The organism is Clostridium mucosae (assembly GCF_024622765.1).
GTDB lineage: Bacteria > Bacillota > Clostridia > Clostridiales > Clostridiaceae > Clostridium.
Map to the genome: position 1 here is coordinate 557,639 of NZ_JANKAF010000001.1, position 18,818 is coordinate 576,456.

Consider the following 18,818-nt stretch of genomic DNA (forward strand, 5'->3'; position numbering starts at 1 on the left):
TATAAAGTGATTTAATGGGCATAAAAAATAAAATTATAATATATTTAAGCACATTTAATAAAAAAACTTGTATTTTATTGAAAAAAGTGTAATATATAATGTAGATTTAATATCAACAAAAAAAATACTTTTAATTTAGTTCAGAGAGACTAAGAAGGGAGATAATAATATGAAAAAAAATTCTGAAAATGAAGTATTAATGGTAGATGTCAACGAAAAAGTTCCAATGGGGAGGGCAATTCCATTAAGCATACAGCATTTATTTGCAATGTTTGGTTCATCTGTTTTAGTTCCTATCTTATTTAAAATTGATCCAACAACAGTATTGTTTTTTAACGGAATAGGCACTTTGCTTTATGCAATAATAACAAAGAAAAGTATACCAGCCTATTTAGGATCAAGTTTTGCCTTTTTAGCACCAACATTTTTATTATTTAGTGAAGGCTATAGCTTTCAAACTGTACAAGGAGGCTTTGTAGCTTCAGGTCTTGTTTTTTCAATAGTAGCAATTATTGTAGGTTATACAGGGACAGGCTGGATTAATAAATTATTTCCACCAGCAGCAATGGGAGCAATAGTTACCATTATAGGACTAGAACTTGCTAGTACAGCAGCTGATATGGCAGGTTTTCCAGTTGGAGGTTCAAATTCACCAGAACTTAACACAACTTGGGTTATAGTATCTATGGTTACTCTTGTAACAGTTATATTAAGCAATGTATTATTAAGGGGTTTCTTAAAGGTAATACCGATATTAATAGGAGTAGTTGTTGGTTATATAACAGCTTGCTTTATGGGACTTGTGGATTTTAATTCTATAAGCAATGCAGCTTTCTTTACAGTACCACAATTCAAAATAGCTAAATTTGATATGACAGCTATATTAACTATAGTTCCTGCTACATTTGTAGTAATAGCAGAGCATATAGGACACTTAAAGGTTACTAGTAGCATAGTAGGAAAAGATTTATCAAAAAATCCAGGTCTTCATAGATCACTTTTGGGAGATGGATTATCAACTATGATTTCAGGTATGTTTGGTTCAGTTCCAACTACTACTTATGGTGAAAACATAGGAGTTATGGCTTTAACCAAAGTATATAGTGTATATGTAATATGTGGTGCAGGACTAATATCAATTATATTAGGATTTTCAGGTAAGCTTTCAGCTATAATAAACACAATACCAACTCCAGTAGTAGGTGGCGTTAGTCTCTTATTATTTGGATCTATAGCAACATCAGGACTTAGAACCTTTATAGAAGAGCAAGTAGACTTTTCAAAATCAAGAAATTTAATACTTACATCAGTTATATTTATGATAGGATTAAGTGGCATAAAATTAAGTATAGGTGTAATAGAGTTAAAAGGAATGGGACTAGCAGCAGTAGTTGGAATTGCTTTAAACTTAACATTTTTAATATTTGATAAACTAGGAATTATGAATGAAGAGCCTTAAATAGATAGATTTAAAGAAGATTTATATAAATAATAACGAGTTGATTAAAGCTATGTGAAACTGTGATGGTTGAGCATAGCTTTTTTATTATAATTTTCGAATAAAAATGAATGTGGTTAATTAAATAAAATAAACTGTATTAAAGAAATTGAAAATGACTTAACAAAACGCAAAGCCCTTTTAGCCTATAAAGTGCTTATAATCATCCTTAGAATTATTTTAGATATTACTAATAAAAATAAACATAGAAAATAAATATAATAGTGTTGACATCGCCACTATTAAGTGTTACTATATAGTAGTAGTAAGTAATACTAAATACAAGTAATACTAGATAGTGAAGAGGTGACCTGTTTGGAAAATATCACGGAAATGTTAAAAGGAGTACTAGAAGGTTGTGTTCTTGAAATTATCAGCCATGAGGAAATATACGGATATGAAATTACTAAAAGGCTTAATGCCCTTGGATTTACTGATGTTGTAGATGGAACAGTTTATACAATACTAGTAAGACTTGAAAAAAATAAATTGGTTGAAAGCACAAAAAGACCATCTGATATGGGACCTCCACGAAAGTTTTTCACTCTTAATGATGCAGGACGTGAGGAACTACAGAGGTTCTGGGAAAAATGGGAATTTGTATCATCAAAAATCAATGAATTAAAGGAGATGAAATTATGAATTTTTGGGAGAAAATTACGGGAAGCGACATGACTAAAGAACTTAAGTCCTTTGAATCACGAGCTCAAAAGCTACCAGCTGATTATCAAGCAGCATGGGAAGAAATTAAGGCTAATCTTTGGCAGTATTCAGATTTTACTGGTCGAAACTTAATACCAATTCTTGATGGTGTACTTGGATTGCTAGAAGAAACAGCTTCTGACGAGCAGAGTGTACAAGAAGCTTTAGGTGAGGATATCAAAGGATTTTGCTCAGCTTTAGTTGGTAAAGAAAATTCAGATTATTATCGAGACAAGTGGAGAAAGCAACTTAATAATAATATAGCTAAAAAATTAGGTAAATAGGAGGATAAAATGAAAATACAAGATATCATTGAAGGTAAAAAAGAATGGCGAGCACACGTAGCTCGTGTTAAATCGCTACCAAAAGATTATCAAATTGTTTATAAAGAAATCCAAAAATATCTTTTTAAGGTAGGTCCTGTTGAACTAACTGAAGGAACAGATTTACTTTCTGGGATTGTTGATCTTTTTGAAGAAGGTGCAGCATTAGGAAAAGGCGTATTAGAAGTAACTGGTAATGACGTAGCAGCTTTCTGTGACGATTTAATCAAAGATTCCAAAACTTATGCTGACATTTATCAAGAATCAGTTGATAAAGAAGTTAGCAAGGCTATGAAAAAAGCTATAGATAAAACAAAGTAAAAGAAAGATATCAAATTTAAAAAGCAATTAAAGCTAAATGTCAACTTATATAATAAAGGTATAGTATATAAAAGTATCTTAATGGTTGCAGGAATTTAAAAATTATAGTAGTGAAAAACATCATAAATTAAGGGGATGATAGAGTGTCTAAATACGAGTGGATATTATGCCCAATCTGTGGCAATAAAACAAGGGTCAAGATAGGTGTTGATACTGTGCTTGAAAACTTCCCATTATTTTGTCCTAAGTGTAAACAAGAAACAATAATAAATGTAAAACAACTAAATATATCAGTTATTAAAGAGCCAGACGCTAAGACGCAGAGCCGATAACATATGAGTAAAATCATAGTTATCGGCTCTTTTTTATTCTAATTACTCAATCACTTTGTAATATAAATCACTTATAAATTACCTCGAAATAGTTAAATTTATAAGGTCAAGCTGTATTCAAAGGATTAGATGTAAATTTAAATTTAAATAAAGTTACTATATTGTAGAGGAGGAAATGAAAATGAAAAAAAGTATAATTCAAATTAAAGGTATAAAAAAATCTTATAAAAATGTAGAAGTTTTAAAAGGAGTAGATTTTGAAGTAGAAGAGGGAGGTATCTTTGCATTACTAGGTTCAAATGGCGCTGGAAAAACAACTATGATTAAAATCATGGCAACTTTACTTAAAGCAGATGCTGGAAGTGTTGTAATTAATGGTTTTGATATTAAAAAAAATCCAGGAGGTATTAGAGCTTCTATTAGTCTTACTGGGCAGTTTGCTGCCATTGATGAAATTTTGACTGGTCGTGAAAATCTTCAAATGATAGCAAAACTTAGACATCTTAAAAATCCAAATGAAGTAGCAGATGAATTAATTAAGAGATTTGGTATGTCAGAGGCAGCAGATCGCAGAGTTGGTACTTACTCTGGAGGTATGAAAAGAAGAATTGATATTGCAATGAGTTTAGTTGGAAATCCAAAGATTATATTCTTAGATGAGCCAACTACAGGCCTTGATCCAGAAGCACGTTTAGAAGTTTGGAAAATTGTAAAGGAGCTTACAACTTCAGGAACTACAGTATTTTTAACCACTCAATATTTAGAGGAAGCAGAACAACTTGCAGACAAAATTGCTATTCTTCATGGAGGAAAAATCATTGCTTTAGATACACTTGAAGGATTAAAAAAATTATTTCCACCTGCAAAAGTAGAATATGTTGAAAAACAACCTACATTAGAAGAAATATTCCTAACAATTATCGGTAAAAAGGAGGAGAAATAAATGGAGTCTACAAATAAATATTTTTTCAAAGATATGAGTGTTATGTTTGGGCGTTCTATGCGCCATATTTTTAGAAGTATAGATACAATTATTACAGTTTGTATCACACCAATTGCAATGATGCTATTATTTGTTTATGTATTTGGTGGTGCAATTGAGACAGGTACAGAAAATTATGTTAATTACCTACTGCCAGGTATAATGTTAATGGCTGTTGGTAGTGGGATTGCATATGTAGCTTATCGTTTGTTTATAGATAAAGAACGTGGTATCTTTGAACGTTTTCACTCAATGCCTATATCTCGCTCTACAGTGTTATGGGGACATGTATTAACCTCATTAATTTCTAATGGAATTTCTGTAGTAGTAATCATACTTGTTGCATTATTAATGGGTTTTCGTTCTTCAGTAGGAATCTTACAATGGTTAGCTGTATTTGGAATTCTTGGGATATTTACACTTGCTTTAACTTGGATTGCTGTAATTGCAGGACTTGCTGCCAAAACACCAGATGGTGCAGGTGCATTTTCTTACCCAATTATCTTCTTGCCATTTATAAGTTCTGCCTTTGTGCCAACAGATACGATGCCTTCAGTAGTACGTGCCTTTGCAGAAAATCAACCTGTAACTCCTATAGTAGAAGCTATTCGTAATTTACTAGCAAATAATCCAGTAGGAAATGATATTTGGATTGCTCTTGCTTGGTGTATTGCAATAACAGTTGTTGCTTATATATTTGCAATGAGAGTTTATAAAAAGTTATAGTCTATATTTATATAGTAATTTATATTATAAATTTAAAGAACAGTAATATTATTAGATAGTATGATTAGTAGGATGGTTTGAATATTTAAGATTACTTATATTCCCTAAGGATAAGACTTGGGGAATATTTGTTTTTAGATGGAAAAGCTTAAATTAAAAATTAAACAAAAAAGAAATGGAAAATAACTAGTCAACATTTATTTAAGGTTTAATTTTTATGGAATTAAGATACAATTTTAATATATAATAGAAATACATATTATTATATAATCACAATTTATTGTTTATTAATAGTATTATTATTAAAAGGATGACTTTATGAAAAACAAAGAATTTATAAGATATTATCAAATTATTTTAAAACAGAGCCAAATAAAAAACAGATTAATTAAATACATGGTAAGAGAAAATAATTATGGAATTAACAGAATTAATCAACGAATAGTTATATTGATTAATTATAATTATCAAGTTCCTACACTAATTAATACTTAATGTGATATTATTTTGTAAAATTTCCGATTAAATATTATATTATTAATATTTATATTGATAGGAGTGGTTAAAATGCCAATGTTAAAGTTTAAGGGAATAGAAACAGAAAATCTTTGTGTAATAAGTAAAAATTTAATAGACGAATTACAGGAATTAATTCAATGTCCAAGAGATTATTTTAGTTTGTCAGTTGATAAATCTGTATATATAAAAGATGGAGAAATTGTTAAAGGTGACCCTGTAGTTGAAGTTTCATGGTTTGATAGGGGACAAGAAGTTCAAGATAAAGCTGCAAAAATAATAACTAAATATATACATTTATTAGAGTATCCTAATGTAGATGTAATATTCTTTCCATTAGATGAAAATAAGTATTATGAAAATGGGGAGCATTTTTAGTTATTTAAATTAATATGTTGCTATTAAATATATTTAATGATAGGGATAATATAATACATTATAATATAATACATTGTTTTTTTCCTCTGCTAATATAAAATAAAGTTATATAAATTAAATGGGAGGTTTGAAGCATGAATTATCACGTTAAAAAGACAGGTAGTAATTTAAATTCTGGAACAGAGAAGGAACCTTTTTTGACTATTGGCAAGGCAGCTTATGTTGCAAAACCAGGTGACATTATTACTATCCACGAGGGCATTTATAGGGAATGGGTCAGTCCTAAGAGTGGCGGAACTTCTGCACAGAGAATAATCTATGAGGCAGCTGAAGGTGAAAATGTAATTATTACAGGTGCTGAAGTTATCACTGAATGGGAAAGAGATGGAGAGATATGGAAAACTATTATTGAAAACAAGTTTTTTGGGGATTTCAATCCATTTGCTGAAGCTATATTTGGGGACTGGCTATTTAAAACAGATAGAGTTTTTCACTTAGGAGATGTTTATCTTAATGGACACTCTATGTATGAAGCAGCTTCTATGGATGCAGTACGCAATCCCAAAAAGTCAGAAACATCGCTAGAGGCGGAATTTTCGGTATATGCTTGGTATGCTGATGTAGACGACTACAATACAACTATATATGCAAATTTCCAAGGAGAAGATCCAACAAAGGGAAACGTTGAGATAAATGTACGTCGTTTCTGCTTTTGGCCTGAAAATCCAGGACGAAACTACATAACAGTTCGTGGCTTTACAATGAAACAAGCTGCTACTCAATGGGCACCTCCAACTGCTTTACAGGAAGGTCTTATTGGGCCTCACTGGAGTAAGGGCTGGATAATTGAAAATAATATCATCAGTGATTCTCGTTGCAGTGGAATAAGTCTTGGAAAAGAAGAGAGTACTGGCCAAAACGAATGGTCTACTATTCACACTAAAATGGGTCATCAGCGAGAACAGGAAGTTATCTTTAGGGCAGTTAACAATGGTTGGAACAAGGACAATATAGGTAGTCATGTTGTTCGTAATAACCTTATATATAATTGTGGACAGGCAGGTATTGTGGGACATATGGGTTGTGTTTTCAGTCTCATTGAAAACAATCATATCCACCACATAAGACACAAAAGAGAATTTGAAGGTGCAGAGGTTGGAGGAATCAAGCTTCATGCAGCTATTGATACAATTATTAAAAACAATGTTATTCACGATTCATTTAGGGGAGTTTGGCTAGATTGGCAGGCTCAGGGAACTCGTGTTTGCAATAATGTGATGTTTGGAAATGACAGTGAAGATATATTAGTTGAAGTTAGCCATGGGCCAACAATGATAGACCATAATATTCTACTTTCTGGTCATGCCTTCAAAACCCTTAGTCATAGCTGCGCCCTTGTTCATAACCTCCTTGCAGGAACAATATCTATAGGAAATGAATTGAACAGACATACACCTTACCACGTTCCACACAGCACCTCTATTGCTGGTATGACCAGATTTACAGGTGGGGATGACCGTTATTATAATAATATTTTCCTTCGAGAAAAAGATGATAAACGCTCAGATGAGCCTTATCTTGAAGCATTTTTTGGAAACAATATTTTAAAGCCCGAAGAAATAACTCCATTTACTAACCCTGTTTTAACATATCCTGTAGGAACTGCTGTTTATAATAATTGTCCAGGTCCAGACGATGTGAAACCATGGGATAAAATTCAAAGAAGGCTTGCCTCCAGTAGTCAGCCTCCAAAAGCGCAAGAAAAGGAAGATGATAATAAAGAGGAAGAAGGAAAGCCAGCATATGCAAGCCTTTCTAATCCAGACCCACTTGCAGTTTATATTGAAAACAATGTTTACTTCAATAGGGCACTTGCTTATAAAAAGGAAAAGGGTTCAAAGTTATACGAAAATTCAGGAATTGAATATGAAATTAACAGGGAAGCAAAAATGGTCATTATTGATATAACAAACCCTGAAATGCTTATGGAAAATGCTTCGGATATTATCACCACAAATATACTTGGTTATGGATTCCAGACAGAGCAGTTTTTTGAAAAGCCTGATGGAACACCATATTGTTTTGATACAGACTTCTTTGGAAATTCACGTGGTAAAGAGGCAGTTCCTGGGCCATTTCAAGTAACAGGCAAGCAAAAATTTGAATTTTCCTTTAAATAAATTTTTATAGCTTTCTATAACTATAATTGAATGGTTAAATGCCTTTAAAATAGAAAAATTAAAACTTCAGGCATTTTATACATGTTTGGCAAATCTATTACACAAAAGGAGATTAAAAATGAAAAAGCAAGGCTTTAATCCTTATCTACCATCATGGGAATATATCCCTGATGGAGAACCATATGTTTTTGATAATAGAGTTTATGTATATGGATCTCATGATCGTTTTAACGGATATGCATATTGTTTAAATGATTATGTGTGCTGGTCTGCACCAGTTAATAATCTTGCAGATTGGCGTTATGAAGGTGTTATCTTAAAAGCTACTGATGTAGAAAATAATGAAGATCGTGATAGCTGTTTATATGCTCCAGATGTTGCAGTAGGAGCAGACGGTAGATATTATTTATATTATGTTGACAGCAAGCGTTCTATTGTTTCTGTTGCAGTATGTGACACACCAGCAGGTAAATATGAATTTTATGGATATGTTCATTACTCTGATGGTACATATCTTGGAAATAGGGAGGGAGATGAACCTCAATTTGACCCAGGAGTACTTAGAGAGGGAGATAGGACTTATTTGTATACTGGCTTTTGCTCAAGAGGTGACAAATCAAGAAGTGGAGCTATGGCAACAGTACTTGGTCCAGATATGTTGACAATCATTGAAGATCCAGTAATTATTGTACCAAGTGATTCTTATAGTAAAGGCTCTGGATTTGAAGGTTTTGAATTTTTCGAAGCGCCTTCAATTAGAAAATATGGAGACACTTATTATTTTATATATTCTTCTATCTCTATGCACGAGTTATGCTATGCTACAAGCAAATATCCAACTAAGGACTTTAAATATGGAGGAGTTATTATAAGTAATAGTGACCTTCATATTAACTCTTACAAGCCTGCTGAAAAACCAATGTTTTATGGTGGCAATAATCATGGAAGCATAGTTGAAATTAATGGACAATGGTATATTTTCTATCATAGACATACTAATGGAACCAATTTTAGCAGACAGGGATGCATGGAGAAAATTGAAATTTTGGCTGACGGAACAATTCAACAGGTAGAAATGACTTCCTGTGGTGCAAATGATGGACAATTAGAGGGACGTGGAGAATATCCTGCTTATTTAGCTTGTAATCTATTTTGTAAAGAAGAATCTCTCTATACTGATTTTACCGCTTCATGGATGAATAACCAATTTCCTAAGATAACTCAAGATGGAAAAGATGGTGATGAAGAAATCGGATATATTGCTAATATGAAAGAATCTGCTACAGCTGGTTTTAAGTATTTTAATTGCAAAGGTATTAAGAAAGTTAAGATTAAAGCCCGTGGATATGCTTCAGGTGACTTTGAAGTAAAAACATCCTGGAATGGACCAGCCCTTGGAAAAATATCCATTGGTTTTTCAAATGTATGGAAGGAATATTCATCTGACATTATAATTCCAGATGGAATTCAAGCATTATATTTCACCTATAGAGGTCAGGGCAGTGCAAGTCTTGCATCTTTTACTTTGGAATAGGGGGCTAATACTGATAATCTGAGGAATTTAGAAATATATCAAAGGACATATATTCTCTGTTAAGAGTGTGTATGTTCTTTTTTATTGTAAAAAAAGCATATATCATACATTTATTTTTTACTATTATAAAATTGGTTTTTTGATTTTATTGAAGTAAGATAATGATTAAGTGCTATTCTTCTGAATTGGAAATATACTTTTAAAGTCTTTGAAAATATATTTAATAAAATTAAAAGCGATACAAAAGGAATTCTAAGAGTTAAGTTTCGAAATATATTATTTCTTCAGGTTATATTTATTTATATATAAATTTAACTATTAATGAAAAATATGTCTATATATGATAGAATTAAATGTATAAAAAAATAATAGCAAAGGAGTTACTTAAGTGGAGAAAAATGTATTTAGCTACTTAGAAAAAGACTATGGATATTTAAATAATTTGATAAGAGATATAAATGAATATTTATTTACAGCGTCACATACTTCAATAGTGAAAGGTAGAGTTTTTGGAGAAAACCTATCCAAAGAGGTGGCTAAACTTGAAAAGTTAGATGAATTAGTTAATTTAACGCAAAATGATAGATTAAGAGAATTAAAATATAAAACAGATATAGAGGAAGAAGCCCTAAATATTTTTCACGAAATAAGGAGAATTGGGAATATAGCAGCACATGCAGATGTTGAGGGAGATTTGGAAGCCGCATTAAGAATACATAAATATGTTTACAAGATTACTTGTTGGTTTGTTCAAACATATATCGATTATACATTTGAATCACAACAATATAAAAATCCAAAACCTGAAATAAATCAAGTGGAAAGTAGTAATTTTCAAGTAATAGAAGAGTTCATGAGTAATATTCATAATAAGATAGATACCTTTATGAATATTTCAAAAGAGAAAGCTGAAATAAATCAAGACATGATTGAAAAAAAAGTAGTAAAAGAAATTGCTGTAGATAACCAAATTGTGAAATCTATAAAAAGTGATAATAAAGAGTGCTTAGTTGAAGAATTATCAAAGCTTAAAGAATCATCCAAAGAAGCGGTAGAAAACTTAAATAATTTTAGTTCATTCAAAAAATATATGCATATTGAAAGAGAAGCTCAAAGGGAACTAGAAAATATTATAAGGATGGCAGATAAACAAGATAAAGCTCAGTTAATTTTAGTATGTGGAAGTGTTGGTGATGGTAAATCACATATTATTTCATATTTTAAAAATGAAATGCCTGATGTTATGAGAAACTTTATATTACACAATGATGCCACAGAAAGTCTAGAACCTAATAAAACTTCAATGGACACATTAAATGAAGTTCTAGATGAATTTAGTGATGATAAAATTAAAAATAGCAAACAAAAATTTATATTAGCGATAAATCTTGGAACATTAAATAATTTTATAGATTCAGATTATAGTGAAAGATTTAAAACTCTTAAAACGTATGTGAGTGATAAAAAGATTTTAGAAACTGGAATAGCTAATAATGATTTTGATGATGACAGTAATATTCACTTTGTTAATTTTAGTGATTATCATTTATTTACTTTAAAAGATGGAAAAGTTCAATCAAACTATATAAAATCTATAATAAAAAAGATAACAGATTCATCCGAATTAAATTTATTCTATAAGTCTTATAAAATAAATTGTACTAATTGTGTTAATAAAGAGAATTGTCCAATTAAAGCTAATTATGAATTACTTAGTGATGAAAAAGTTCAAGATGGTATAGTTGATTTATTAGTTCAAGCAATGATAAAAAGTAAAATTATTATTTCAACAAGAGCATTATTAAATTTTATGTATGAATTAATAATAGCAAGATCTTATATAGATGTTCATTCACCAATATTTAAAAATAAGATTGGTAAATTAAAAAATGATGAATATATAAAATCATTAACTCCAAATCTGATTTTTGAACATAGAGAATTATCATTTATATTCGAAGCATTAACACATATAGATCCATTAAATATTAGAAATGAAAAGATAGATGATTTTATATTAAAATTTAATAACTCAAAAAGCTTTATGGAATTTTTCGATGAATATATAGATTATCCAAGTAATTATTTAAGAAGAATTTATGATCTTAAATTTAATGAAGATGGAGAAAAGAAGGTAAAAAAAGAACTTTTAAAGTTATTCATAAGAAGTTATTATTTATGTGGTAAAAATGAACTATTTTCACTTAAAGATGATGTTTATGAAAAGTTTATGTTAAATTTATATTGGTGGAATAAAGGAGAAAAATCAAATTTAAAAGAGCTTTACGGAGAAGTCAAAGATGGAATAGTAAAGTGGAATGGAGAAGCAGATAAAAACTCTATTAATATTTTTATTGGACAAAATCAGATGAAATATAAAGTAAGTGAAGAAATTGACCTTAAAGCAGACGTAAGTAATTTGCCTACAATGAAGGATACTAATTTGAAAAAATTTCTAACTACTATTGAGTTAAAATATAAGAGTGAAAAATTTGAAAAATCTTATTATATAGATATAGACTTTTCTTTATATAATTTATTAATTAATGTAACAAAAGGATATAGACCTAATAAAAAGGATAAAAATAGTTTTATTAAATTTATAGAATTTATTAATAAAATAGAAGGGACTGGGTCTCAATCTGAACAATTAATCTTTACTGAAAAAAATAGAGAAAATAATAAAAAATTTAGACTGGAATATGATGATGAATTTGAAATATATAAGTTTATGGAGATATAGATATGTGTGAAACAAAAAAATATAATTTATACTTAGATTCAATAAAAAAAGACTTTAACTTTTTAGATGATGATAGCTTTAAAAATTCCAAAAAAGGTCTTGGATTAACACATAGACAAGGCAATAAGTATAAATTATTGCCATATACAACCAAAAAGAATAATTTAGCAGTGGACTTTAAAGGTGTCACAGGAGCATTTTCTAGACTAATCTCTAATAGGAAATTTGAAAAAGCGTTTGACATGGATATATTTATAGCTGAGGTTGTTGATCAAATAGCAGAATTTGAAGGAGAGATTAGTAAAGAAACTTTTAAAGATATTATTAGGACTATGTTTATAAAGAATACAGAATTAGTCGATTTTGATATAAAAACAATTAATTATATATCATCAACAAGTACTGATGATAAAATTGCTAAATTTCTTTATTCTGTATTATTTGATAATTCTTTAAAAGATGAAGTTCTTAAAAATTATAATAGAGATGTTGACAATATACTATATAAATTAGTATTGAGAGCATTGCCAGAGTTAAAGGAACAGGATATATCAAACAATGAATATAAGTGCTACTTACCATTTATAAAAGAACTATTTATAAAAGATTTTGAGTTTATAATAAGAAATGAAGAATTATATAAAAATTCATTAAAAAGATTTTTGGAATATTATTATGTTTTTTATGTATCACAACTTTCTATGAAATTAGATAAGTTTGAACAAGCTGATTTAAGTAAAGCTGATAAGATTTATTATACATTAAGTTGGGAAAGTACGTCCAAAAATAGAATTGCATATAGATTGGGATGGGAATTACTTAAAGGAAAAGTAAATTCATTGTTTGCACATGCAATAACATTGGAACTTCTAAACCATCATGGACTTGAAGATCAATTAGGATATGTGGAGTTAGCTAATATATATAATAGTATGAATGAAGATGAAATATCAAAACAAATTAACTCTGTCTTTTATGAATACATAAGTCATGTAAGAGATACTCCGTGGGAGAAATTAAAATTTATAAGCCGAGAAACTAGTATAAATGGATTTAACGAAGTGTATAAATTATTCGATGCAATAGAATTTCAATTTTTGAAATCTAAAAATAGAAAAGAACTTTATAAATCATATAAAGGTTGGTTTGAAAAGTTTATATATCACAAATTTGCTAAAAAAAGAGGACCGTTAGGTTATAACCTTAATATGACTGAAGATGATATCATTTTAATGACTAAGATATGCATAAAAGATTCTCACAGAATGAAGCTAAATACTTTATTTGATGAGTTTGAACTAAGAGGATTATTTTTTGATAGAGATTCAAAAATGAAAATAATTCAGTTCTATGAAAAATTAAATCTATTAGAAAAAAAATCAGATAGTGGAGATGCGCAATATGTTAGATCAGTTTTATAGTTATTTATCAAGCAAAATAGTAGAGTTTTTTACAATAAATCCATTAAAACCTGGAGCTAAATACAATATACAATTTGAAACAGATGAACAGGTTAGATCTTTATATGAACACTTAAAGAATAATACTTTATATAAAGATTATAAATATAAAGATTCTAATGGAGATATAAAATATAATTCATATCAGTTAGAATTTCAAAATGGAGTAAATCTTATTATTTCTGCAACAATTGATGATATTCAACCAGATTTCTTGACTAGACTTAGGAATATGGTTGGTTCTGAACTTGGATATGAGAATAAATCAATATTATTCATACATAATACTACATTAGATAGTATTATGGGAGGAACAGAATCTTTTGCTAAGGAAGGAATGCCTTTTCATATAGAATCAATACAAGAGGATATAAAGGCTGAATTGGTGAAATCAGGATTTAGTGATATAGATGAAGCTATTATTTATTTAGATTTGGAAAGAAAAAAAAATATTTTATTTCAAAATAGCAATTCTGTATTTGAGTATAAGGAAATTTTAGATATTGTAAATAAGGGATATATAGAAAAAACGGAATATAATAACTTTGGACTATTTTATGATAATAGGTTAAAAAATGTTAACAAAAAAGATTTAAATAAAAAATTAAAAGAAAATGAATTTTATTATAATATAGTTGATGAAATACATAACTATGGAAATCCTGAAAATGACCTTGAAAAGTATTTCGAGGAAAAAGGAATTGAAAAATTAAAAGGAAGTGAATGGAAGAATACTGACTTTAAAGATGTTGAAAAGTCAGCAGAGGAAAAGAAAAAAATTAAGCCTTTAGAATATATTTCATCAAATTTAGAATGGGACAAGGAGGAAGGAAGTTCTAAAGCCAAATCAAGAGTAAGAAATATAATAGTATTTAATGAACAAAAAAATGAAAGTATAGATTTAGAATTTAATTTTGATGATTATATTAAGAACGAATATATTTCTAGCGATGGTGAATTAACAGCAGTCGCTTCAGGAAAGAAAATTAAGGTATCGATAAGAGATGAAGAGGGAAAATCAAACTTTTATAAAGTAACTTGTAAGAATGATAAAGGGATAAAATTTGAGTTTAAGATATTAATGTTAAAATGCAATCCTAAATACTTAGAAAGTATAAAAGCAAAATATTCCATAGTAATGAAGAAAAAAGAAAAATATATCTCAATAAAAACAAATGAGTCTAAACTAGTTTTTAATGAGTTTGGTAATATAAATACAACTTATAATCTAGATAATAATAATGATGTAATTAAAATCAATAATGATGAAATCCTTACAATTAACATTTCAGAGAATTTTGAGTATGAAAATGATAATGAGTTAATTAGGTTTGATCTAAAGATAGATGATGAGTTAATACCAATAGGCGTTATCGGAACTAGTGAAAAAATAGCCCCTATTGAAGGGTTAAAAGTATGGAAGCTAAAAAGAGAGAAAAAAAGTGATTTTAAATTTATTGGTGATAATAAACTACAACATGGAACTAAAGAGTATTTTACTAGAGATGAATTTAGAAAAAATTTGAACTTTGAAAGAGAAATAATACGTTTAAAAGGTTTATATTTTATTGATAGTACTGAAGGATTAGAATCTGTTGAACTAGATATAGATGAAAATGTTAAGCTAGCTTATGATAAGATAATTGATTATTATAATATATCTAGTAGATTACCAAGTTTAACATATTTAAATAATGACTTAAGATTACTCTACAAACAGTTTATAAAAATATATTTGAAAGCACTTAACCAGATAAAAGAGGGTTCTTATTTAAGTAATAGAGAAAAGAATTTGCTTAAGATAGGTTTAATAAAAAGAAGTATAGAGGATAAAGAATTGTTATTTACTCCATTACATCCACTAAATATAGCTTATCAATTAAAAATTAATGATAATATTGGAAGCGAAGTTATTGTAGATGAAGTACTTAAGAAGTTTACTTCTACTTATTTACTTCCATATATTATGGATGATGATGATAAACTATTTATTCCAATGGAACAACAGCATTCTCCAGAATGGAAGTATTATGTATATGAAAATCTACCAAGATATAAAAGCTCAAGAGATTTTGTATCTAAGCTAGTAAATGAAAAAATTGATGAATTCATAGGGCATTTTAAATATATGTTTGATATGGGAAACAATGCACCGGTAAGAATCAATTTAATTAATACAGGAGATAGTAAGGAGATTCTCCAAGGTATATTTAAATACTATGTAAAACAATTAAGATATTCTAAAACAGGTGAAATTTTACCTATGGATCTATTTATATATTCAAATAAAGGTATAACAAATGCTTTTGAAGAATTAGCATTTAATGAAGACATTGATAATATTAAGGAGTCATATAATTTAGATTTAAGTGTTGATAATATGTCTGAAGAAGATGTCTTGAATTTATATAGAGAAAAGGTACATTTCTATTCAAAAAAATTAGATGAAGACATAGAATATGCACATATAACTTTCTTAGAAATGAATAGTGATGTAAAAGTTGTTAAATCAAATATGTCTGATATACCAACAGGGATAATTTTAGATGGCGGGATTTCAGGAGTACCATCAGTATTCTTAGGAGATTCATATAGAACCGGATTCGGTACAAAATATGCTAATAAAAATAGTGATCTAATGAATATAGCTATAAAGCTAAATGCTTTAAATGCTGCATCATCTGGAGAGCCTTTTGATAGTGATCAATGCAAAGCTATTTCGGTACCAAATAAAAGTAAATTGATTTTAGATAATATATATAACGCTAGTCATTGGGTAACATTTATAAATCCAAAAGTAGATCTTAACTTCTTTAAGAATGATCCAGATGCAAAAGATCTATTAATTATTCATTATAGTGATCAATATACTACAGCTGGAGGATATGATGCTATTACTGTTACTAGAAAATCAGGGCCATATCAAAGAGTTATAGAGGAATTTTTAACAGAAAAAGGGTTAGATAATGCACATGATTATTCACCTGGAATAATAAATATGTTTAATGCTATAAATGGTGATTGGTTGCTTAGATTATTATCAAGCAAATCATACTTTCCTAAAGAAAAAATTAGTATTCTTTCAGCAGTAAAATTAGCATTAGCAGAATTTAAAAGTAATAACTTTATTTGGGTACCAATATCTTTAGAAGAAATTTTAAGGGTTTCTGGTGGAGCAGGACTTAAGCAAAGTGAAGGTTTATTTTCAGCTAAAAACTTAGGATTTGAAAATGGGGCAACAAGTGACGATATTCTATTAGTAGGAATAGAACAAAAAGCTGAGCAAGTATTTGTACATTATTACCCTGTTGAAGTTAAAATTGGAGGAAATGATAGTTCTGTTATTCAAAAAGGAATAGAGCAGGCCAAGTCAACCAAAAGAATTTTCAATAAAATATTGTTACCAGATGAAAATGGAGTTCTATCTAATACTCAAAAAGTATATAGGAACTTTTTAATGCAATTAGTAGTAACAAGTGCAGAAAAGCTTAACTTGTATAATGTATGTAATGGAGAGAATTGGAAAGATATTATTGATTCAGAGTTAAGAAGAAAATTACTTAATGAAGAATATATAATTATCGATATTATAAATAAATCAATGGGGGAAGCAGCTGTAATATCATTTAAAAGAGGAATTACATTTAATGATGTAAGACAGGAAAATAATGTAACTATAATAGAAATGTCAGAGGATGAGGGAATTAGCTTTATAACAAAAACTGTAGAAGAAATACGTGAAATAGTAGATGGAATTGAAGTTATAGAAACAGGTGTAAATGAAATTAATATTAAAAATAAGGAAAAATATAATATTGAAATAATGGGAGAGGTAAATATATTAGAAGAAAATGATAAAAAGTTTGAGCCAAAAACTAATGAAGTTAGTGCTAAAGTTATAGAAGAACAATTGAAAAAAGAAACTATTATAGATGAGAAAAGAAGAAATATGGAGATTTTATTTGGAGTGAATCAAAAAAATAATAAAGAAGTTTTATGGTGTCCAAATGATACTAACAAATTGCTTCATACTAATACAGGTATAATTGGAACAATGGGTACTGGAAAAACTCAGTTTACTAAATCAATGATTACTCAGATTTATAGAGAATCTGTATACAATGTAGATAGTAAAAAGGTTGGAATATTAATATTTGACTATAAGGGAGATTATAATAAATCTAAGCAAGATTTTATAGATGCAACGAATGCAAAAGTATTTGAACTGTATCACTTACCATTTAATCCTCTTTCAGTTATAAAAGGATCTAATTCTAAACCAATGCTACCACTTCATACAGCAAATAGTTTAAAAGAAACATTAGCAAAAGCATTTGGGCTTGGAATAAAACAAGAAACATTACTTAGAGATTTGATAATGGAAGCTTACGAGAAGAGAGGAATAATAAAACATAGACCTGATACATGGGATAATCCAGCACCTACATTGAAAGATGTTTATGATATTTATGTAAATAGAGATGATTTAAAGGAAGATAGCTTATATGCAGCATTTAGTAATCTTATAGATTTCGAAATTTTTGAACCAGATCCATTTAAAACTCAAAGTTTATTTGATTTAATTGATGGAGTAACAGTAATAGATTTATCTGGATATGATCCAGGAATACAAAATTTAGTAGTAGCTATTACATTAGATTTATTCTATTCGCAAATGCAAGCATATGGACATAGTAAGATAGATGGACAATTGAGGCAATTGAATAAGGTTGTATTAGTGGATGAAGCTGATAACTTCCTAAGTAAGGATTTTCCATCTCTTAAAAAGATCTTAAAAGAAGGAAGAGAATTTGGGGTAGGAACAGTACTTTCAACTCAACTTTTAAGTCATTTTTCAACTGGAGAAAATGAATATGCAAATTATATATTAAGTTGGGTAATTCATAGAGTTGATGATTTAAACAATAAAGATGTAAAGAGAATATTTAATACTCAAAGTAAAGCTGAAGAAGATACACTATTTAACAAGATAAAAGGCTTAAATAAGCATTATAGCTTAGTAAAAATGGGGGATAGTGATAGACCTATATATATGAAGGATAGGGCTTTTTGGGAATTGAAAACTTTATAATAAACACAAATTAATTTTATTTTAAATCATA

At 28.8% G+C, this 18,818-nt stretch carries 13 protein-coding genes; all 13 read left to right on the plus strand.

The genetic code is table 11. The features are described from left to right. Positions 1 to 169: 169 nt before the first annotated feature. The 13 genes from uraA (at position 170) to dptH (ending at position 18,787) form a co-directional block, all read left to right on the plus strand. The gene (uraA, locus tag NSA50_RS02875) at positions 170 to 1,459 is read left to right on the plus strand and encodes a uracil permease (protein ID WP_195430224.1); all 1,290 of its coding nucleotides are present in this window, start codon (positions 170 to 172) and stop codon (positions 1,457 to 1,459) included. Between the two features lie 354 nt (positions 1,460 to 1,813). Next, positions 1,814 to 2,140, plus strand: a complete 327-nt coding sequence (locus NSA50_RS02880; protein ID WP_195266408.1) for a PadR family transcriptional regulator — start codon at positions 1,814 to 1,816, stop codon at positions 2,138 to 2,140. Continuing rightward, complete coding sequence (locus NSA50_RS02885; RefSeq protein WP_195430222.1) at positions 2,137 to 2,484, plus strand: DUF1048 domain-containing protein; 348 nt, start codon at positions 2,137 to 2,139, stop codon at positions 2,482 to 2,484. The genes NSA50_RS02880 and NSA50_RS02885 overlap by 4 nt, the downstream gene beginning before the upstream one ends. Positions 2,485 to 2,493: 9 nt before the next feature. After that, positions 2,494 to 2,844: a DUF1048 domain-containing protein gene (locus tag NSA50_RS02890; RefSeq protein ID WP_195266404.1), complete on the plus strand. Its 351-nt coding sequence runs from the start codon at positions 2,494 to 2,496 to the stop codon at positions 2,842 to 2,844. A gap of 143 nt (positions 2,845 to 2,987) precedes the next feature. Beyond that, a complete protein-coding gene (locus tag NSA50_RS02895) occupies positions 2,988 to 3,176 on the plus strand; it encodes a cysteine-rich KTR domain-containing protein (RefSeq protein WP_195266402.1) in 189 nt (62 codons plus the stop codon). Between the two features lie 181 nt (positions 3,177 to 3,357). Next, positions 3,358 to 4,119, plus strand: a complete 762-nt coding sequence (locus NSA50_RS02900; RefSeq protein WP_257442806.1) for an ABC transporter ATP-binding protein — start codon at positions 3,358 to 3,360, stop codon at positions 4,117 to 4,119. Then, the gene (locus NSA50_RS02905) at positions 4,120 to 4,884 is read left to right on the plus strand and encodes an ABC transporter permease (protein WP_257442808.1); all 765 of its coding nucleotides are present in this window, start codon (positions 4,120 to 4,122) and stop codon (positions 4,882 to 4,884) included. It begins immediately after the preceding gene. A 567-nt stretch (positions 4,885 to 5,451) separates the two neighbouring features. Next, complete coding sequence (locus NSA50_RS02910; protein ID WP_257442810.1) at positions 5,452 to 5,778, plus strand: DUF1904 domain-containing protein; 327 nt, start codon at positions 5,452 to 5,454, stop codon at positions 5,776 to 5,778. A 134-nt stretch (positions 5,779 to 5,912) separates the two neighbouring features. Then, complete coding sequence (locus tag NSA50_RS02915) at positions 5,913 to 7,958, plus strand: right-handed parallel beta-helix repeat-containing protein (RefSeq protein ID WP_257442812.1); 2,046 nt, start codon at positions 5,913 to 5,915, stop codon at positions 7,956 to 7,958. Between the two features lie 118 nt (positions 7,959 to 8,076). After that, on the plus strand, positions 8,077 to 9,492 hold the full coding sequence (locus tag NSA50_RS02920; RefSeq protein WP_257442815.1) for a family 43 glycosylhydrolase: 1,416 nt from the start codon (positions 8,077 to 8,079) through the stop codon (positions 9,490 to 9,492). A gap of 388 nt (positions 9,493 to 9,880) precedes the next feature. Next, positions 9,881 to 12,235: a DNA phosphorothioation-dependent restriction protein DptF gene (dptF, locus tag NSA50_RS02925; RefSeq protein WP_257442816.1), complete on the plus strand. Its 2,355-nt coding sequence runs from the start codon at positions 9,881 to 9,883 to the stop codon at positions 12,233 to 12,235. A 2-nt stretch (positions 12,236 to 12,237) separates the two neighbouring features. Then, positions 12,238 to 13,656 (plus strand): DNA phosphorothioation-dependent restriction protein DptG, encoded by a 1,419-nt coding sequence (dptG, locus tag NSA50_RS02930; RefSeq protein ID WP_257442818.1) that lies wholly within the window; start codon positions 12,238 to 12,240, stop codon positions 13,654 to 13,656. After that, positions 13,637 to 18,787, plus strand: coding sequence for a DNA phosphorothioation-dependent restriction protein DptH (gene dptH / locus NSA50_RS02935; RefSeq protein ID WP_257442820.1), 5,151 nt, complete (start codon positions 13,637 to 13,639; stop codon positions 18,785 to 18,787). The genes dptG and dptH overlap by 20 nt, the downstream gene beginning before the upstream one ends. The last annotated feature ends 31 nt before the right edge of the window (positions 18,788 to 18,818 follow it).